At 55.8% G+C, this 19870-nt stretch carries 15 protein-coding genes, 2 tRNA genes and 2 other RNA genes; 9 read left to right on the top strand and 10 right to left on the bottom strand.

What is annotated here, in order from left to right:
• Positions 1–46: 46 nt before the first annotated feature.
• Positions 47–2722 (top strand): bifunctional acetaldehyde-CoA/alcohol dehydrogenase, encoded by a 2676-nt coding sequence (adhE, locus tag CE636_RS05255; RefSeq protein WP_004203165.1) that lies wholly within the window; start codon positions 47–49, stop codon positions 2720–2722.
• Between the two features lie 146 nt (positions 2723–2868).
• On the opposite strand, the gene tdk is transcribed toward adhE, so the two are convergent.
• Positions 2869–3486: a thymidine kinase gene (gene tdk / locus CE636_RS05260; protein ID WP_025999297.1), complete on the bottom strand. Its 618-nt coding sequence runs from the start codon at positions 3484–3486 to the stop codon at positions 2869–2871.
• Between the two features lie 561 nt (positions 3487–4047).
• On the opposite strand from tdk, the gene hns reads away from it, so the two are divergent.
• Positions 4048–4455, top strand: a complete 408-nt coding sequence (gene hns, locus CE636_RS05265) for a histone-like nucleoid-structuring protein H-NS (protein WP_002910103.1) — start codon at positions 4048–4050, stop codon at positions 4453–4455.
• 121 nt (positions 4456–4576) lie between these two features.
• Here the strand turns inward: hns and galU are convergent, their stop codons facing one another.
• The 3 genes from galU to rssA form a co-directional block, all read right to left on the bottom strand.
• Positions 4577–5479 (bottom strand): UTP--glucose-1-phosphate uridylyltransferase GalU, encoded by a 903-nt coding sequence (galU, locus tag CE636_RS05270; RefSeq protein WP_017900772.1) that lies wholly within the window; start codon positions 5477–5479, stop codon positions 4577–4579.
• A gap of 197 nt (positions 5480–5676) precedes the next feature.
• Positions 5677–6690 (bottom strand): two-component system response regulator RssB, encoded by a 1014-nt coding sequence (rssB, locus tag CE636_RS05275; RefSeq protein ID WP_017900771.1) that lies wholly within the window; start codon positions 6688–6690, stop codon positions 5677–5679.
• 89 nt (positions 6691–6779) lie between these two features.
• Complete coding sequence (rssA, locus tag CE636_RS05280; RefSeq protein WP_004203175.1) at positions 6780–7682, bottom strand: patatin-like phospholipase RssA; 903 nt, start codon at positions 7680–7682, stop codon at positions 6780–6782.
• A 112-nt stretch (positions 7683–7794) separates the two neighbouring features.
• Here rssA and CE636_RS05285 point away from each other — a divergent pair, with 112 nt between their 5' ends.
• The 6 genes from CE636_RS05285 to CE636_RS05310 all read left to right on the top strand — a co-directional run bounded on the left by CE636_RS05285 (position 7795) and on the right by CE636_RS05310 (position 9856).
• Positions 7795–8253 (top strand): YchJ family protein, encoded by a 459-nt coding sequence (locus CE636_RS05285; RefSeq protein ID WP_017900770.1) that lies wholly within the window; start codon positions 7795–7797, stop codon positions 8251–8253.
• Between the two features lie 42 nt (positions 8254–8295).
• On the top strand, positions 8296–9138 hold the full coding sequence (purU, locus tag CE636_RS05290) for a formyltetrahydrofolate deformylase (RefSeq protein WP_004203178.1): 843 nt from the start codon (positions 8296–8298) through the stop codon (positions 9136–9138).
• A 159-nt stretch (positions 9139–9297) separates the two neighbouring features.
• Positions 9298–9382: transfer RNA gene (locus tag CE636_RS05295), tRNA-Tyr, on the top strand.
• A 39-nt stretch (positions 9383–9421) separates the two neighbouring features.
• Positions 9422–9506 (top strand) — tRNA-Tyr (locus CE636_RS05300).
• A gap of 42 nt (positions 9507–9548) precedes the next feature.
• A non-coding RNA gene (locus tag CE636_RS05305) (RtT sRNA) lies at positions 9549–9681 on the top strand.
• Between the two features lie 42 nt (positions 9682–9723).
• Positions 9724–9856: non-coding RNA, RtT sRNA (locus CE636_RS05310), on the top strand.
• A 116-nt stretch (positions 9857–9972) separates the two neighbouring features.
• Here CE636_RS05310 and CE636_RS05315 read toward each other — a convergent pair.
• Positions 9973–10416, bottom strand: coding sequence for an Lrp/AsnC family transcriptional regulator (locus CE636_RS05315; protein ID WP_017900769.1), 444 nt, complete (start codon positions 10414–10416; stop codon positions 9973–9975).
• Between the two features lie 107 nt (positions 10417–10523).
• Between CE636_RS05315 and CE636_RS05320 the strand changes: the two genes are divergently transcribed.
• Positions 10524–11420 carry a DMT family transporter gene (locus CE636_RS05320; protein ID WP_017900768.1) on the top strand — a complete coding sequence of 299 codons (897 nt, stop codon included), beginning with the start codon at positions 10524–10526 and terminating at the stop codon, positions 11418–11420.
• On the opposite strand, the gene narI is transcribed toward CE636_RS05320, so the two are convergent.
• From narI to CE636_RS05345, 5 genes are all read right to left on the bottom strand, one after another.
• Positions 11417–12094, bottom strand: coding sequence for a respiratory nitrate reductase subunit gamma (gene narI / locus CE636_RS05325; RefSeq protein ID WP_002910189.1), 678 nt, complete (start codon positions 12092–12094; stop codon positions 11417–11419). The two genes, CE636_RS05320 and narI, sit on opposite strands and share 4 nt — an antisense overlap.
• Complete coding sequence (gene narJ, locus CE636_RS05330; RefSeq protein WP_017900767.1) at positions 12094–12804, bottom strand: nitrate reductase molybdenum cofactor assembly chaperone; 711 nt, start codon at positions 12802–12804, stop codon at positions 12094–12096. Before narJ ends, narI begins: the two co-directional genes overlap by 1 nt.
• On the bottom strand, positions 12801–14336 hold the full coding sequence (narH, locus tag CE636_RS05335; protein ID WP_004203183.1) for a nitrate reductase subunit beta: 1536 nt from the start codon (positions 14334–14336) through the stop codon (positions 12801–12803). The genes narJ and narH overlap by 4 nt, the downstream gene beginning before the upstream one ends.
• Complete coding sequence (locus tag CE636_RS05340) at positions 14333–18076, bottom strand: nitrate reductase subunit alpha (RefSeq protein ID WP_017900766.1); 3744 nt, start codon at positions 18074–18076, stop codon at positions 14333–14335. The genes narH and CE636_RS05340 overlap by 4 nt, the downstream gene beginning before the upstream one ends.
• 404 nt (positions 18077–18480) lie before the next feature.
• On the bottom strand, positions 18481–19869 hold the full coding sequence (locus tag CE636_RS05345) for a NarK family nitrate/nitrite MFS transporter (protein ID WP_017900765.1): 1389 nt from the start codon (positions 19867–19869) through the stop codon (positions 18481–18483).
• Position 19870: the final 1 nt, after the last annotated feature.

Here is a 19870-nt window from a genome sequence, read left to right on the forward strand (position 1 = left end):
GAGCGACTGATTTACTAAAAAAGTTTAACATTATCAGGAGAGCATTATGGCTGTTACTAATATCGCTGAACTGAACGCGCTTGTTGAGCGTGTCAAGAAAGCCCAGCGTGAATATGCCAGTTTCACTCAAGAACAAGTCGACAAAATCTTCCGCGCCGCCGCGCTGGCCGCTGCAGATGCTCGAATCCCTCTCGCCAAAATGGCCGTTGCCGAATCCGGCATGGGCATCGTTGAAGACAAAGTGATCAAAAACCACTTCGCTTCCGAATACATCTACAACGCTTATAAAGACGAAAAAACCTGTGGCGTCCTGTCAGAAGACGACACTTTTGGTACCATCACTATCGCTGAACCTATCGGCATCATCTGCGGTATCGTTCCGACCACGAACCCGACTTCAACAGCCATCTTCAAATCGCTCATCAGCCTGAAGACGCGTAACGCCATCATTTTCTCTCCGCACCCGCGTGCTAAAGAAGCCACTAACAAAGCGGCTGACATTGTCCTGCAGGCTGCCATCGCTGCCGGCGCACCGAAAGACCTGATTGGTTGGATCGATCAGCCGTCTGTTGAGCTGTCTAACGCCCTGATGCACCACCCGGATATCAACCTGATCCTTGCAACCGGTGGTCCAGGCATGGTGAAAGCAGCATACAGCTCCGGTAAACCTGCTATCGGCGTAGGTGCCGGTAACACCCCGGTGGTGATTGATGAAACGGCTGACATCAAACGCGCCGTTGCTTCCGTTCTGATGTCTAAAACCTTCGATAACGGCGTTATCTGTGCTTCTGAGCAGTCCGTTGTGGTGGTTGATTCCGTTTATGACGCGGTTCGCGAACGTTTCGCCAGCCACGGCGGCTACCTGCTGCAGGGTAAAGAGCTGAAAGCCGTTCAGGACATTATCCTGAAAAATGGCGCGCTGAACGCCGCTATCGTTGGTCAGCCTGCAGCGAAAATCGCTGAACTGGCAGGCTTCACCGTACCGGCCACGACTAAAATCCTGATTGGCGAAGTCACCGACGTTGACGAAAGCGAGCCGTTTGCTCACGAAAAACTGTCTCCGACGCTGGCGATGTACCGTGCGAAAGATTTCGAAGACGCCGTGACCAAAGCAGAAAAACTGGTCGCCATGGGCGGTATCGGTCATACCTCTTGCCTGTACACCGACCAGGATAACCAGCCGGCTCGCGTGGCTTACTTCGGCCAGATGATGAAAACGGCGCGTATCCTGATCAACACCCCGGCTTCTCAGGGTGGTATCGGTGACCTGTACAACTTCAAACTCGCTCCTTCCCTGACTCTGGGTTGTGGTTCCTGGGGTGGTAACTCCATCTCTGAAAACGTTGGTCCGAAACACCTGATCAACAAGAAAACCGTTGCTAAGCGAGCTGAAAACATGTTGTGGCACAAACTTCCGAAATCTATCTACTTCCGTCGTGGCTCCCTGCCTATCGCACTGGATGAAGTGATTACTGATGGTCACAAACGCGCGCTGATCGTGACTGACCGCTTCCTGTTCAACAACGGTTATGCCGATCAGATCACCTCCGTACTGAAAGCTGCGGGTGTGGAAACTGAAGTCTTCTTCGAAGTTGAAGCTGACCCGACGCTGACCATCGTACGTAAAGGTGCTGAACTGGCGAACTCCTTCAAACCAGACGTGATCATCGCGCTGGGCGGCGGTTCCCCGATGGATGCGGCGAAAATCATGTGGGTCATGTACGAACATCCGGAAACCCACTTCGAAGAACTGGCCCTGCGCTTTATGGATATCCGTAAACGTATCTACAAGTTCCCGAAAATGGGCGTTAAAGCCAAGATGGTGGCGATCACTACCACCTCCGGTACCGGTTCTGAAGTTACGCCGTTCGCCGTTGTGACCGACGACGCGACAGGTCAGAAATATCCGCTGGCGGACTACGCGCTGACCCCGGATATGGCCATCGTCGATGCCAACCTGGTGATGGATATGCCGAAATCGCTGTGTGCGTTCGGTGGTCTGGATGCAGTGACCCACGCCCTGGAAGCTTACGTTTCCGTTCTGGCTTCTGAGTTCTCTGACGGCCAGGCTCTGCAGGCGCTGAAGCTGCTGAAAGAGTACCTGCCGGCGTCCTACCACGAAGGTTCCAAGAACCCGGTTGCCCGCGAGCGCGTACACAGTGCCGCCACCATCGCCGGTATTGCGTTTGCTAACGCCTTCCTCGGCGTGTGCCACTCCATGGCGCACAAACTGGGTTCCCAGTTCCATATTCCGCACGGTCTGGCCAACGCCCTGCTGATCTGCAACGTTATCCGCTACAACGCGAATGACAACCCGACCAAGCAGACCGCGTTCAGCCAGTACGACCGTCCGCAGGCTCGTCGTCGCTACGCTGAAATCGCCGATCACCTGGGTCTCTCCGCACCGGGCGACCGCACCGCAGCGAAAATCGAGAAACTGCTGGCATGGCTGGAAAGCGTGAAAGCTGAGCTGGGTATTCCGAAATCTATCCGCGAAGCTGGCGTTCAGGAAGCTGACTTCCTGGCCCACGTTGATAAGCTGTCTGAAGATGCATTCGATGACCAGTGCACCGGCGCTAACCCGCGCTACCCGCTGATCTCCGAACTGAAACAGATCCTGCTGGATACCTACTACGGTCGCGAGTTCGTCGAAGGCGAAGCCGCCGCGAAAGCCGAAGCGGCACCAGTGAAAGCTGAGAAAAAAGCGAAAAAATCCGCTTAATCAACAAGCATAAACGTTCTGCAAGCCCCGTCATCTGACGGGGCTTTTTTTTGCCTGCCGTCAGCCATGCTTTAACCCTGCTAACCCAACGGAGCGCAGGCAATAAAAAAGGCGCCTACAGGCGCCTGGACGAGCTTCTGCGCGTATTAGCAGGGGCGGTGCAGGTTTTGTACCTGGGTTAACGAGCCGACGCTCAGCGCTTCTTTATAATGCTTACGACAGACTGAAACGTATCGTTCATTACCGCCGATGACGACCTGCTCGCCCTCATTATAAGGACGCCCCTCCTGATCGAGGCGCAGCACCATGCTAGCCTTTCGTCCGCAGAAACAGATGGTTTTCAGCTCCACCAGCTTATCTGACCAGGCCAGCAAATACTGGCTACCGGTGAAGAGCTCACCGCGAAAGTCTGTCCGCAGGCCATAGCAAAGCACCGGAATGTCCAGCGTATCGACAACTTCAGACAGCTCATGAACCTGCTCGCGCGTCAGAAACTGGCTTTCATCCACCAGCACGCAGTGAATCGGTTTTAACTTGTGCTCTGCGGCAATATCGTTATATAGCGACGTCTGTGGATTATACAAACGGGCCGGCGATGAGAGACCGATACGCGAGCTAACTTTTCCGGCGCCAAAGCGGTCATCAATCTCAGCGGTATAAACGACGGTACGCATCCCCCGCTCCTGGTAATTGTACGAAGATTGCAACAGAGCGGTCGACTTACCTGCATTCATTGCAGAGTAGTAGAAATAAAGTTGTGCCATCGGCTGCGTGACCCCAATCAAAGTGTTTTATCGCGGCGGCGATTATACCATATTTTATGCGTACAGCCGCCCATTTAGCAGGGGTATTGTATCGCAGCCGAAGAGCCTGCAAAGCCAAAGGATTAAGAGGATGAATTGAATTTACAGGGCCATTATTTGTGCGCCCCGTTACGCTACTGGCGGGGTAACCATTGTCTTTTCGTGCTTATAGGGCGGTTAACTATGGGGCTATAAGCTGGGCCGCACGTTGTTTTATATTAAGTCTCGTAACCAAAAATGCGCTAATACTGACGAGGGTTATTTACCCATGTAAAGGATAATTTTTCTCACCGTACCTCAGAAAAAGCATACCGTCTCAGGGTTTTAGCTTACCTTCTCCTCATCGCTATAAGGATGAAAGATGTGAAGCGGCACGGGAATTTTAACTTAAATTAATTAATTCTCGCGACAAATAACCAGTAATTTTGAATTCCTTACATTCCCCCCTATTGCACAACGCATTTTATCGCTCTATTATTAGTTCAACAAACCACCCCACAATATAAGTTTGAGATTACTACAATGAGCGAAGCACTTAAAATTTTGAACAACATCCGTACTCTTCGTGCGCAGGCAAGAGAATGCACCCTGGAAACGCTCGAAGAAATGCTGGAAAAATTAGAAGTCGTTGTTAACGAGCGCCGTGAAGAAGAAAACGCCGCCGCAGCAGAAATTGAAGAACGTACGCGTAAGCTGCAGCAATACCGTGAAATGCTGATTGCTGACGGTATTGATCCGAATGAACTGCTGAGCACCATGGCAGCCGTTAAAGCCGGTACCAAAACCAAGCGTGCTGCACGTCCGGCTAAATACAGCTATGTCGACGAAAACGGCGAAACCAAAACCTGGACCGGCCAGGGCCGTACCCCGGCGGTGATCAAAAAAGCAATGGATGAGCAAGGTAAATCACTGGACGATTTCCTGATCTAATCTCCGTTGTTTTGATATAAAAAATCCCGCTGCGGCGGGATTTTTTTTGCTCCAGGGCCGATATAAAAAACCGGGAGCGCATCTGCGGCTCCCGGTTTTGTGCTTTCAACAGCGCGGCAGATTACTTCGTGACCGCGGTTTCCAGCCAGGCTTTAAAATCGTCACCCAGCGTTTTGTGGCGAATACCATATTCGACGAACGCCTGCATGTAGCCAAGCTTATTACCGCAGTCATGGCTCTTGCCTTTCATGTGATAAGCTTCGACAGTCTCTTTTTCGATCAGCATATCAATCGCGTCAGTCAGCTGAATTTCATCACCGGCACCCGGAGGAGTCTTCGCCAGCAGCGGCCAGATATCGGCGCTGAGGACATAGCGCCCCACCACCGCCAGGTTGGACGGCGCGACGTCAGCTTTTGGCTTCTCGACCACGCCTACCATCGGCACGCTTTCTCCCGGCTTGAGGGATTCACCTTTACAGTCAACGACACCGTAAGCGGTCACGTCGTCGACAGGCTCAACCATAATCTGGCTGGCGCCGGTCTCATCGAAACGAGAGATCATCTCCGCGAGGTTATCGCGGCTCAGATCGGATTCATATTCATCCAGAATAACGTCTGGCAGAATAACTGCGACCGGCTCATCACCCACCACCGGATGGGCGCAAAGCACCGCGTGTCCCAGACCTTTTGCCAGGCCCTGACGAACTTGCATAATGGTTACGTGTGGCGGACAAATAGACTGCACTTCTTCCAGCAGCTGGCGTTTCACACGTTTTTCCAGCATCGCTTCCAGCTCAAAACTGGTATCGAAATGGTTTTCGATAGAGTTTTTGGACGAGTGCGTTACCAGAACAATTTCAGTAATTCCTGCAGCGATACATTCATTAACAACGTACTGAATTAACGGCTTATCTACCAGCGGCAGCATTTCTTTTGGAATCGCTTTGGTGGCCGGCAGCATCCTGGTGCCTAATCCCGCAACCGGGATAACCGCTTTTCTGACTTTAGAATTAAGGGCAGCCATTGAAATCTCCTGGACTGTTTGTTTTTTAAACTTCTCGTTACAAATAACGTGTCGAGTATATCAGTCAACCGCGTATTCACTGGTCTGAAAAGCTTCCGATAGCCTCGAATTAGGACTTTTACGCATAAAACTGCTCGATGTTACCACCGCTAAAGGGCAACGGGTAATCCCGTCTGCTTAGATATAACCGTAATTGCTCATTCCGCAGACAACATTAAGCGTAAACGCCCTCCAGCCCCCCAAATTTGGCACTGCCATGAGGTACAACGCTGGCTAATTTGGTTAAGGTAAGCATCACCCAACGTTCCCAAAGGAACGCCATTACTAATCTGAATTTGATGCTCACCGGTATTCAGCGTGCCATTGAGCCCCGCCGACACCAGAATTAAATTTTTCAGTCCGCTGTGGTAATACCCCACTAACAAAGGAAACTGACCGGGAAGGTTTGCCTGACGCAGCAGCTGATTCACCTGTTTTAGCAGACTCCCCATTTCTGGAAGCCGTTGTCCCTGATGCGCCAGTTGCTCCTGTAACAAGCCATTGAACAACGCGCGCAATAATAAAGCTGCCAGTACGCCATTATCTCCTGCTCGTGTGACATCCAGACAATAGAAGGCCAAATCATTGTCCGAGAGCGGCGCGATATCGAGTACCAGACCGGGTTTATCCGCCGACACCAGCTGGCGATAATGAATGCGGCAGTGCGACATTTCCTGTTGCACCGGCGGCTGTAATTCCTGCAGTAATCGTGAGGCGGCGGTAGGATTACTGACCAGCGCGTCCCAGTCCTCAAATAGACGCTCTTCCTCTTCCACACGTGAACTGAACATCGCAGGATAGAGGCACGCATAAACGGTTTCACGCAGGCGATTGAAATCTTTTACTGGCTTTAACAACACGTCCTGAACGCCAAGCCGCAACGCTTTGGCTATATCGGCCATGTTTTCGGTAGCGGAAATCATCAGGATCGGTAGCTGCTCGCCGCGATTACGCAACGTCTCCACCAGCTCCAGACCGTTCATTCTCGGCATCGAAATGTCGCAAATCATCAGGTCCGGATGCACCTCCGTCATTTTATGCAGGGCATCCTTGCCATCTTCCGCCTGGAAGGTCGTTGCTCCCAGCGAGGTCAGCCATCCATGCAAGAGTGAGCGGAAAACGGGTTCGTCTTCAACTATCAGAATCTGTTTTCCCGCCAATGGCTGCGTCATGATATCTCCCCTGGCTGACGATAATTCAATAGTGGCACGCTATTCTCACTATCGCCTGTCAGAATTTGCTTAAGTCAGGTACTCGTGCGTCAAATCGCGGTACGCACTAAGGGTAATAATTCATCCATTTTCTTTTCTACCGCCAGCTGCCCTGCGGTAATCGCCTCGCCGGCGCGATGGAAATCAAGCGTCGAGACTTGTGGACAGTACGGTTGCAACAGGATATCCGGCGGGTCACCCGCCATACGATTGCGTTTAAGACGATTCTCCAGGACCTGGATAGAGGTGGTCATGATCTCCATCGCCGTCGGCGTCACGGCCGTCCGGCGGGAACTCATTTGCGTCAAGCGTGCACGCAGACGAGTATGCCATGGCCCCTCCTTCGCTTCGGCTTCCCGCCGCGGCGTTTCGAGGGAGAATAAATCCTGCTGCATAAGGTGGGCATCATGTTGCAGATCCACGGCAATCACGATATCGGCCCCCATTGCCCGCGTAAGCGACACGGGAACCGGATTGACCACCGCGCCATCGACCAGCCAGTAACCATTATGCCTTACCGGCGACATTAACCCCGGCATACTGCAGGAGGCTCGAATCGCTAAATGCAGATCGCCTTCGGTAAACCACAGCTCCCTGCCAGTGCTTAAATTTGTCGCGACGGCGGCAAATCGCCGTTCGCAGTGTTCGATATCGGTCACGGGCATGATGCGGCGATAATGATTGAATACCTTTTCACCCCGCAACAGTCCACCGCGGCGCCAGGAGAGGTCCATCAGTTTCAGAACGTCCCAGTTGCTGAAAGAGCAGACCCAGGACTCAAGCGCCGGGAGCCGGTTACAGGCATACGCCGCCCCTACCAGCGAACCGATAGAGCAACCGGCCACGATATCAATCTCAATGCCGGCCTGCTGGAGGGCGTTGATGACGCCAATATGCGACCATCCGCGGGCGGCACCCGCACCTAACGCCAGACCAATTTTAAGCTTTCTCATTAGTACTGATAACTATCCTTCCACTCTGAGCGTGGCAACATTGTCACGGCTCAGTTAACATAAAGCCCTTTGGCGTAGAAGCGCCGTTACTCATTCTTCCATGGAGGCTGTTTTGTCGCAATTATGCCCCTGTGGCAGCGCACTGGAGTATAGCTCATGTTGCCAGCGATATCTGTCCGGCGCTGAGCTTGCGCCAGGCCCGTCACAGCTTATGCGCTCACGTTACAGCGCGTTCGTCATGAAAGATGCCGACTATCTGATCAAAACCTGGCATCCGTCCTGTCAGGCGCGGCAGTTTCGCGCCGAACTGGAGAAAGGCTTTGCCCACACAGAATGGCTGGGCTTAACCCTGTTCGCCAGCGATGAAGGACGAGCCGCAAATGAAGGCTTTGTCAGCTTTATCGCCCGCTTTAATGACAATAACCGCCCGGGCGCCATTATTGAACGTTCCAGATTCTTAAAAGAAAATGGACAGTGGTACTATATCGACGGGACACGACCGCTGATTGGCCGTAACGACCCCTGCCCTTGCGGTTCAGGTAAAAAATTTAAAAAATGCTGCGGCCAGTAACGCTGCCGCAGCGCTTGCAAACACTACAGGATTTTCCTCGCGATGCATTCATTACAACGTAAAGTACTACGCACTATTTGCCCTGATCAGAAAGGCCTCATCGCGCGTATCACCAATATCTGCTACAAGCACGAACTTAACATTGTGCAGAACAACGAATTTGTTGACCACCGCACCGGTCGTTTCTTTATGCGCACCGAACTGGAAGGCATTTTCAACGACGCTATTCTACTGGCCGATCTGGACAGCGCCCTGCCGGAAGGCTCGATTCGTGAACTCAATCCGGCAGGCCGCCGCCGGGTGGTGATTCTGGTGACGAAAGAGGCCCACTGCCTCGGCGATCTGCTGATGAAAGCCAATTACGGCGGGCTGGATGTCGATATTGCCGCGGTTATTGGTAACCATGACACCCTGCGCCCGCTGGTGGAACGTTTTGGCATCCCGTTTGAACTGGTCAGCCATGAAGGGCTGAGCCGCGAAGAGCACGACAAACAGATGGGCGACGCGATTGCCGCCCACGAGCCGGATTACGTGGTGCTGGCCAAGTATATGCGCGTGCTTACGCCGGAATTTGTCGCCCGTTTCCCGAACAAGATCATTAACATTCACCACTCGTTCCTGCCGGCGTTTATCGGCGCGCGTCCGTATCATCAGGCCTATGAGCGTGGCGTGAAGATCATCGGCGCCACCGCCCACTACGTGAATGATAATCTGGACGAAGGCCCCATCATTATGCAGGACGTCATTCACGTCGATCATACTTATACCGCAGAAGATATGATGCGTGCCGGGCGCGATGTCGAAAAAAACGTATTGAGCCGGGCGCTGTATCAGGTACTGGCGCAGCGCGTCTTCGTCTACGGCAACCGGACGATTATTCTTTAATCGACTGAGAAATGAATTGGTTAGCTTTACGGCGTTACGGGTAAAAATCAGGCAACCAGTTTATTTTTGTCAAAGGAATGCTTTACAGGGGCGCATCATTTGGTATGATGCGCCCCGCTTCCCGAGAAGGAAGCAGGCCAGTACTAAGCATTACCCCGTGGTGGGGTTCCCGAGCGGCCAAAGGGAGCAGACTGTAAATCTGCCGTCATCGACTTCGAAGGTTCGAATCCTTCCCCCACCACCATTCAATGTGCTGAATAGCCTACAATGTGATTTTACCCCTGGTGGGGTTCCCGAGCGGCCAAAGGGAGCAGACTGTAAATCTGCCGTCATCGACTTCGAAGGTTCGAATCCTTCCCCCACCACCATCTCTTCATGTCATCCCCAGCTTACTCCATCTGCGATACTCTATATTCTGCCCCACGGGAAAGGATGAGAAGCTTCGACTAAGGTTCGACTCGAGCGAAGCGAGAGAACGTTGCCGCAGGCAACGGTCCGAAGGGCGAGGCGCTTTAGCGCCGAGTTATCCTTCCCCCACCACCATCTCTTCATGTCATCCCCAGCTTACTCCATCTGCGATACTCTATATTCTGCCCCACGGGAAAGGATGAGAAGCTTCGACCAGGGTTCGACTCGAGCGTAGCGAGAGAACGTTGCCGAAGGCAACGGTCCGAAGGGCGAGGCGCTTTAGCGCCGAGTCATCCTTCCCCCACCGCTGTTGCACTCTCTTCAGCCACCTGTTCTGCTCTCTCCTCGCTCGCGCTTCGCTTAGCGAGGCTACAGGTGTGTCGTCTGGTAGCCCGGACGGGTGCGCCGCACCGCCTCCGGGAAAACTCACAGCGGGGGCAGTCGCCTCTTCACCGGAGAACTTTTCACCACCGAGGTATTGCACTGCGCAAATTCGGCCAGGCCGTCCAGTAACATATCCAGCTGGGCAATATCACGCACCACCAGTCGCATCACGAAACAGTCCTCTCCGGTCACTTTGTCACTTTCAATGCACTCCGGCATCGCCTGAATATATTTATCCACCTTTTGCAGTAGACCAGGCAGCGGCCGAACCCGCACCAGCGCCTGCAGGCTGTAGCCCAGCGCGGCGAGATTCACCCGCGCCCCATAGCCCTGAATCACGCCCCGCTCCTCCAGGCGCTTCACCCGCTCGGCGGTGCTCGGCGAGGTCAGCCCCACCCGCGCGCTCAATACCTTCAACGAGACTCTGGCATCCTGAGTCAGGCAAGTGAGGATCGCCCGGTCAATTTCATCAAGTACGTCATTCATGTTTTTTACCTAATTATGAAAGGGATTTCCCCCTGTTTGCCTTAATTCAGCCATGTCAGGCTGTCAGGATTTTTCGCACAATACTGGAAAACTTCTGGAGGTGAAATATGCAAATTACCCGCGGCGTCTGGCAAATGAGCCTGGCGATGATAATTTCTGGCTCGATCGGCGCGTTCGTGCTGCTCTCTGGTTTGCCGGTAATTGATGTGGTGTTCTGGCGCTGCCTGATTGGCGCGCTCACCCTGCTGCTGTTTATCGTTCTCAGCCGCCAGCCCTTCAGTCGTCTCACGCGCTTCACCCTCGCCCTCGCGGTACTTGGCGGCATCGCGCTGGTCATCAACTGGCTGCTGCTGTTTGCCGCCTACTCGCGTATTTCAATTGGCATGGCCACGGTGGTCTACAACACCCAGCCGTTTATGCTGGTGCTGATGGGCATGGTGTTGGGGGAACGGGTCAGCGCCGTAAAATGGGGATGGTTACTGCTGGCCTTCGGCGGCGTGGTGATCCTGCTGTCAAGCGAGCTTGCCCCGACGCACGGCGAAAGTCTCACGGCCGGCGTTTTGCTGGCATTAGGCGCGGCATTTTTCTATGCCCTGACCGCCATCATCGCCCGCAAACTGCATCCGCTCCCTGCTCAGCATATTGCCTTTATTCAGATGCTCGTCGGCGTCGTGATGCTGCTGCCGCTGGTGCAAATGCCCGACTTTTCTGCCAGCTTCCCCTGGCGCTATCTGCTGATCCTCGGCGTCGTCCATACCGGGATCATGTATCAGCTTTTATATAGCGCGATACAGAAGCTGCCGACGCCCATTACCGGTTCGCTCTCCTTTATTTATCCGTTGGTGGCGATGGGGGTCGACTATCTGGTCTTCCATCATGCGTTAACCCCTGTGCAGTTGCTCGGCGGGATGCTTATTCTGTTTGCCGCCGCCGGTAATAACCTCGGCTGGGGCGAAAAAAAACCCCGCCAGGGCGGGGTCAGTCAGCGGTCGCGGGCCAGTTAGCGACGGGCGCGGACAATCTGGTATTTGCGCGTCAGGTACTCTACCGGCGCGCTCCAGATATGAACCAGGCGAGAGAATGGGAACAGCAGGAACAGGGTCATCCCCAGCACCAGGTGGACGCGGAAGATAAACGCCACGCCATCCAGGTGCTGCGACGCACCGCCGTGGAAGGTGACCACCGACTGCGCCCAGCCGACCAGCTTCATCATTTCGCTGCCGTCCATATGCTGGGCAGAGAATGGGATCGTCAGTAGACCCAGCGCACACTGCACCATCAGCAGGGAGAGGATCAGAATATCCGCGCCGGTGGTGGTGGCACGCACGCGTGGGCTGAGCAGACGACGCTTAAGCAGCAGTAAACCGCCCACCAGGGTCATCACGCCGCAGGCGCCGCCGGCGATCATCGCCATCTTCTGCTTGACGTCGATCGGCAGGAAGGATTCATACATCCAGTGCGGGGTCAGCATGCCGAGGAAGTGGCCGGCGAAAATGCCGAGGATGCCGATATGGAACAGGTTCGACGCCAGGTTCATTCCCTTACGGTCCAGCATCTGGCTGGAGGCGGCGCGCCAGGTGTACTGACCGTAGTCGTAGCGCAGCCAACTGCCGATCAGGAACACTGAACCCGCAATGTACGGATAAATGTCAAAGAAGAACATATTCAGGAAGTGCATTATTGCTGTCCTCCGTTAGAGATATTCAGATATTGCGGGGCCACGGCTCCGGCAAAACGACGCTGGTGAGCGGAAATCTCCGACTCGCCGCAGCCCTGGTCGGCAAAGAATTTCACCTGTTCTTCTTCCCAGACCGCGTCCAGCGCCTGCGGCGTATCGTCGCGGGCTTCGTCGGCAATCTTCTCCGCCACCTTCTGGCTGTCGACCTGAGTGTTTGCCAGCTTCAGCAGCAGTTCGAACAGCACCGCATAGCGGCTCTCGCGCTGCTGCAGCCGCGCGCTGAGCAGGCCGAGGATCGGCGCAACGTCCCGCAGGCCGCCAAGCGCTTCCTCTTCCGGCAGCTGCGCCAGATACTCCAGATACAACGGCAGATGATCCGGCAACTCATGGCTATCGAGCAGCAGACCGTGGCGCTCATACTGCGCCATCAGATCAGCCATCGCCTGCCCGCGATCGCGGGATTCGCCGTGCACGTGTTCAAACAGCAGCAGCGAGGTGGCCCGGCCGCGGTCAAACAGTTCGCTATAGGCCGCCTGGGCATCCAGCGGATCCTGAGTCAGCAGATCGCGCAGAAAAACGCCCAGCGCGTGAGCATCCTCTTTGCTGAGTTTCTCTGATGACGCAAGCGCCTCGAACATCTCCTGCTGATGCTGCCATAAGGCAGCGTCAGGGTATTCGAGCAGGCGCGACACAATCACAAGTTCAATCATGCGTGCGGCTCCGTTTTGCTGGTCACGTCGATGGCGTCGATGCGACGGCTGTTGAACAGGTTGAACTGGCTGTCAGAGCCGTGGCAGCCGTCACCAAAGCTAAAGCCGCAGCCGTTTTTCTCCGGGAACGCTTCCCGCGCCTGTTCACGATGGCTGCTTGGCACCACGAAACGATCTTCGTAGTTAGCGATCGCCAGGTAGCGGTACATCTCCTGAGCCTGCGCTTCGCTTAAGCCCACCTCATCCAGCGCGCGGGTATCGACAACGCCGTCAACGGTTTCCGCCCGCTTATAGTGACGCATCGCCAGCATCCGCTTCAGGGCCAACAGGACCGGTTGGGTATCGCCGGCGGTCAGCAGGTTCGCCAGATACTGCACCGGAATACGCAGGCTTTCCACGTCCGGCAGGATCCCATTGCTGCCGAGTTCGCCGGCATCGGCGGCGGACTGAATTGGCGACAGCGGCGGCACGTACCAGACCATCGGCAGGGTGCGATATTCCGGGTGCAGCGGCAGGGCCAGCTTCCAGTCCATCGCCATTTTCCAGACAGGCGACTGCTGCGCGGCTTCAATCACCCCCTGCGGTACGCCATCTTTCAGCGCCTGCTCAATCACTTTCGGGTCGTTCGGATCGAGGAACACGTCCAGTTGACGCTGATAGAGATCTTTCTCGTTCTCGGTGCTGGCGGCATTTTCGATCGCATCCGCGTCATACAACAGGACGCCGAGATAGCGGATTCGGCCCACGCAGGTTTCGGAGCATACCGTCGGCATTCCGGATTCAATACGCGGGTAGCAGAAGATGCACTTTTCGGACTTTCCGCTCTTCCAGTTGAAGTAGATTTTCTTGTACGGGCAGCCGGTGATGCACATCCGCCAGCCGCGGCACTTGTCCTGGTCGATGAGCACGATGCCGTCTTCTTCACGCTTATAGATGGCGCCGCTCGGGCAGGTCGCGACGCACGCCGGGTTCAGGCAGTGCTCGCACAGGCGCGGCAGATACATCATGAAGGTGTTCTCGAACTGGCCGTACATCGCCTTCTGCATGTTGTCGAAGTTCTGGTCTTTGGCGCGCTTTTCAAACTCGCCGCCGAGGATCTCTTCCCAGTTCGGACCGCTGGTGATCTTGTCCATCCGTTGGCCGGTGATCAGCGAGCGCGGACGGGCGATCGGCTGGTGTTTACTCTCCGGGGCGTTATGCAGGTTCTGGTAGTCGTAATCGAACGGCTCGTAGTAATCATCGATGCCCGGCAGATGCGGGTTCGCGAAGATTTTACCTAACAGCATCGCGCGGTTGCCCATGCGCGGCTGCAGCTTGCCGTTGATTTTGCGGATCCAGCCGCCCTTCCATTTCTCCTGGTTTTCCCAGTCGTTCGGAAAACCGACGCCAGGCTTACTCTCCACGTTATTGAACCAGGCGTACTCCATCCCTTCCCGGCTGGTCCAGACGTTTTTACAGGTGACCGAGCAGGTGTGGCAGCCGATGCACTTATCGAGATTCAGCACCATGCCGACTTGTGAACGAATTTTCATTTTACGCTCTCCTGTACCTGGTCATTGCCTTCGCCGTCTAACCAGTTAATGTTCTTCATCTTACGTACCACCACAAACTCATCGCGGTTGGAGCCGACGGTGCCGTAGTAGTTAAAGCCATAGGCCAGATGGCCATAGCCGCCGATCATATGGGTCGGTTTCGGCGTAATACGGGTAACCGAGTTGTGGATCCCGCCGCGCTGGCCGGTAACTTCAGAGCCTGGCAGGTTTACGATGCGTTCCTGTGCGTGATACATCATGGTCATCCCGGCCGGTACGCGCTGGCTCACCACGGCGCGCGCCGTCAGGGCGCCGTTGGCGTTGAACACTTCGATCCAGTCGTTATCTTCGATCCCCAGATCTTTCGCATCCGCCTCGCTCATCCAGACGATCGGTCCGCCGCGTGACAGGGTCAGCATCAGCAGGTTATCGCTGTAGGTCGAGTGGATACCCCATTTCTGGTGCGGGGTCAGGAAGTTCAGCGCCTTCTCCGGGTTGCCGTTGGACTTCTCGCCAATCACCGCTTTCACCGAGCGGGTGTCAATCGGCGGACGATAAACCAGCAGGCTTTCGCCAAAGTCGCGCATCCACTGGTGATCCTGATACAGCGACTGACGACCGGACAGGGTACGCCATGGGATCAGCTCGTGAACGTTGGTGTATCCGGCGTTATAGGAGACGTGTTCGTCTTCCAGACCTGACCAGGTCGGGCTGGAGATAATTTTCCGCGGCTGCGCCTGAATGTCGCGGAAACGGATCTTCTCGTCTTCTTTGTTCAGCGCCAGGTGCGCGTGCTCGCGGCCGGTGATCTCGCTCAGCGCTTTCCACGCCTTCACCGCCACCTGACCGTTCGTTTCCGGCGCCAGGGTGAGGATCATCTCCGCAGCGTCAATGGCCGTCTCCAGCTTCGGCTGACCTTTCGCCGGGCCTTCCGCCTTGGTGTAGTTGAGCTTACGCAGCAGGTCCATTTCGCTCTGGGTATTCCAGGCGATGCCTTTCCCGCCGTTACCGATGGTTTCCAGCAGCGGGCCAATAGAGGTGAAGCGCTCGTAAGTCGCCGGATAATCACGCTCGACCGGAATAATATGCGGTGCGGTTTTCCCCGGAATCAGGTCACATTCGCCCTTCTTCCAGTCTTTGACGTCCAGCGGCTGCGCCATTTCCGCGGCGGAATCATGCTGGATCGGCAGCGTAACGACGTCGGTTTCTTTACCGAGGTGACCCACGCACAGTTCAGAGAATTTCTTCGCGATACCTTTATAGATATCCCAGTCGCTCTTCGATTCCCAGGCCGGGTCAACGGCCGCCGACAGCGGATGAATAAACGGATGCATATCCGAGGTATTCATGTCGTCTTTTTCATACCAGGTGGCGGTCGGCAGCACGATGTCTGAGTAGAGACAGGTGCTCGACAGACGGAAGTCGAGAGTCACCACGAGATCCAGCTTGCCGTCGAGGCCGTTATCTCGCCATTCGACTTCTTCCGGCTTCACGCCGCCCTGCTTGCCAAGGTCTTTACCCTGAATGCCGTTCTCCGTACCCAGCAGGTACTTGAGCATGTACTCATGGCCTTTACCGGAGGAGCCCAGCAGGTTGGAACGCCAGATAAACAGGTTACGCGGATGGTTTTTACCGTTTTCCGGCTGCTCCGCCGCAAAGCGAATCGATCCCTCTTTCAGGGATTTGACGGTGTAATCCACCGGCGTCATGCCGGCTTTTTTCGCCTCATCGGCGATGCGCAGCGGGTTAACGCCCAGCTGCGGCGCCGACGGCAGCCAGCCCATCCGCTCGGCGCGGACGTTGAAGTCGATCAGATGGCCGCTGTAGCGGGATTTATCCGCCATCGGCGACAGCAGCTCCTGCGCGGTCACGGTTTCATAGCGCCACTGGCTGGAGTGGTTGTAAAAGTACGAGGTGCTGTTCATATGGCGTGCCGGACGCTGCCAGTCAAGGGCGAACGCCAGCGGCTGCCAGCCGGTCTGTGGACGCAGTTTTTCCTGGCCCACATAGTGCGCCCAACCGCCACCGCTCTGGCCGACGCAGCCGCAGAAGATCAGCATGTTGATCAGACCGCGGTAGTTCATGTCGAGGTGGAACCAGTGGTTGAGACCCGCCCCGACGATAATCATCGAGCGACCATGGGTTTTATCGGCGTTATCGGCAAACTCGCGGGCGGTACGGATGATATGCGCGCGGGAGACACCGGTAATTTTCTCCGCCCAGGCCGGGGTGTAGGCTTTCACTTCATCATAGCTGGCGGCGCAGTTGTCATCGTTCAGACCGCGCTCCAGGCCATAGTTGGCCATGGTCAGATCGTACACGGTGGTCACCAGCGCGCTGGAGCCGTCGGCCAGCTGCAGGCGTTTGACCGGCAGTTTGTGCAGCAGAATGTTTTCAAGAGCGACTTTGTTGAAGTGCTCAGAACCTTCGCCGCCGAAGTACGGGAAGCCAACGTCCGCCACCTCGTCATGGCTGCCGAGCAGACTCAGACGCAGCTCAATCTCTTCGCCGGTTTTGCCATCGCGCTGTTCGAGGTTCCATTTGCCTTTATCGCCCCAGCGGAATCCGAGGGAACCGTTCGGCACGGTGAGATCGCCTTTCTCGTCAAAGGCGACGGTCTTCCATTCCGGATTCTTTTCCTGACCAAGGGAATCCACGAGGTCGGACGCGCGCAGCGTGCGGCCGGCGGCGTAATAGCCGTCGCGCTCCTCAAGCATCACCAGCATCGGCATGTCGGTGTAGCGACGCACGTAATCGGTGAAATACTGGCTCGGCTTATCAAGATGGAACTCACGCAGCATCACGTGGCCCATCGCCAGCGCCATCGCGGCATCGGTACCCTGCTTCGGCGCCAGCCACAGATCGCAGAGCTTGGCGATTTCGGCGTAGTCCGGAGTGATGGCCACGGTTTTGGTCCCTTTATAGCGAACTTCGGTAAAGAAGTGCGCATCCGGGGTACGGGTCTGCGGCACGTTGGAGCCCCAGGCGATGATATAGCTGGAGTTGTACCAGTCGGCGGATTCCGGCACATCGGTCTGCTCGCCCCAGGTCATCGGCGAGGCCGGCGGCAGGTCGCAGTACCAGTCGTAGAAGCTCAGGCAAGTGCCGCCGATCAGCGACAGGTAACGGGCGCCGGAGGCGTAGGAGACCATCGACATCGCCGGGATCGGCGAGAAGCCGGCCACGCGGTCCGGACCGTAAGTTTTCACGGTATAGACGTTGGAGGCGGCAATCAGCTCGTTCACTTCCTGCCATGAGGAGCGGACAAACCCGCCGCGACCGCGAGCCTGTTTGAAGCTTTTGGCTTTGTCGGCGTCTTCGATAATCGAGGCCCATGCCGCGACCGGATCGCTATGCTGAACCTTCGCCTCCCGCCACATTTTCATCAGGCGTTTGCGCATCAGCGGGTATTTCAGGCGGTTCGCGCTGTACAGATACCAGGAGTAGCTGGCGCCGCGCGGGCAGCCGCGTGGTTCGTGGTTTGGCAGGTCCGGACGGGTGCGCGGATAGTCCGTTTGCTGGGTTTCCCAGGTCACCAGCCCGTTTTTGACATAAATCTTCCAGCTGCATGAACCGGTGCAGTTAACACCGTGAGTGGAACGCACAATTTTGTCATGCTGCCAACGTTGACGGTATCCATCCTCCCAGTCCCGGTTGGTGTTTAGAAGCTGGCCGTGCCCATCGGCAAAGGTTTCACCCTTCTGTTTGAAGTAGCGAAACCGGTCCAGGAATTTACTCATCGGGTTTCTCCTGATATGGAGCCTGACGGCTCTCTGATAAATCGACATTGCTGGATTTGCAGCGAAGGTAACGCCATGAAAGCGGGCGGGAATTGATAGCGATCAATACGGACTGGCTTGTTAACGTGGCGCAAATTGGCAATTACCACCAAGGTGGTACAAAACTCAGCTTTTTAATTTGATGTTTTTTAAGGTTTTTTAGCGAAAAATAGCTCGCCAGACGCGGGATGGTTCACCAGGGAGGTATTAAGGGGTAGAGCGGTGACGCTGGTAAGCCGTCCCTCCCCGGCTCAGTGGCCAAAATGAATAAAAACGCTCAATAGTATGTTGTAACTAATTAAGCCAGTAAAAAAGGCGCCTCCCTCAGGAGTGCGCCTTTATGAAGCGACATCGACTATGGCGAATTACTGACGCTTACGGCCGTATACCGCCCAGGTGATGATTACGCAGGCAATATAGAAGATCAGGAAGACTTTCATCGCGCCGGCCGGCGAGCCGGTCAGATCCAGCGAGATACCAAACGCCTTCGGAATAAAGAAGCCGCCGATGGCGCCAATGGCGGAAATAAAGCCCAGCGCCGCCGCGGTATCGGTCGCCGCCTCGCGCATCGCCTGGGCTTCGCTGCCGCCCTGGGCCTTCACCCGGTCCATGGTCAGCTTACGGAAGATCACGGAGATCATCTGGAAGGTGGAGGCGCTGCCCAGCCCGGCGGTAAGGAACAACACCATAAACACTGCAAAGAAGGCGATGAAGTTGCCGCCCTGGCCATTGGTCGGCAGCGTCAGGAACAGCAGCGCGCAGAAGACAGCCATCACCACGAAGTTCACCAGCGTCACGCGGGTACCGCCGAGACGGTCGGAGATCGCCCCGCCCATCGAACGCGCCAGCGCGCCAATAAACGGACCGAAGAAAGCGTAGTGCAGGATCTGCACGTCCGGGAACTGGGTTTTCGACAGCATGGCAAAACCGGCGGAGAAACCGATAAAGGAGCCGAAGGTCGCCAGATAGAGCAGCGCCATGATCCACAGATGCAGGCGTTTAAGCACCGGCAGCTGTTCGCTCAGCGAGGCTTTGGAAGCGGACAGGTCGTTCATAAAGAACCACGCCGCCAGGGTGAAGATAATCAGGAAAGGTACCCAGATCCACGCGGCGTTTTCCAGATACAGTATCGAGCCATCCGGCTGCTGGCTGCCGGTCCCGCCAAAAATGGCAAACACCGAGACCGACACCACCAGCGGTGCGACCAGCTGCATCACGCTGACGCCCATATTGCCGAGGCCGCCGTTGACGCCCAGCGCCCCGCCCTGCTTCGCTTTCGGGAAGAAAAAACTGATGTTGGCCATACTGGAGGCGAAGTTGGCCCCGGCGAAGCCGCACAGCAGAGAGATGATGACGAAGACGCTAAACGGCGTGGAAGTATCCTGGACCGCAAAGCCCAGCCACACGCACGGCACAATCATGATCCCGGTGCTGAACGCCGTCCAGCGACGGCCGCCGAACAGCGGCACCATAAAGGCGTAAGGCACGCGCAACAACGCGCCGGAGAGCGCCGGCAGCGCGGTCAGCATAAACAGCTGATCGGTCGTAAACTGAAAGCCCACTTTGTTGAGGTTAACGGCAACGGCGCTGAACAACATCCATACGCAGAACGCCAGTAACAGACAGGGAACGGAGATCCATAAATTGCGGCTCGCCACATGGTGGCCGCGCTGTTGCCAGAATTCAGGATCTTCAGGCCGCCAGTCGGTAATGACCGAGCGATTAGCCTTCTCCGGGAGGGAAGATTGACTCATA

The sequence above is a fragment of the Klebsiella sp. LY genome (genome assembly GCF_004010915.1).
GTDB lineage: Bacteria > Pseudomonadota > Gammaproteobacteria > Enterobacterales > Enterobacteriaceae > Klebsiella > Klebsiella quasipneumoniae.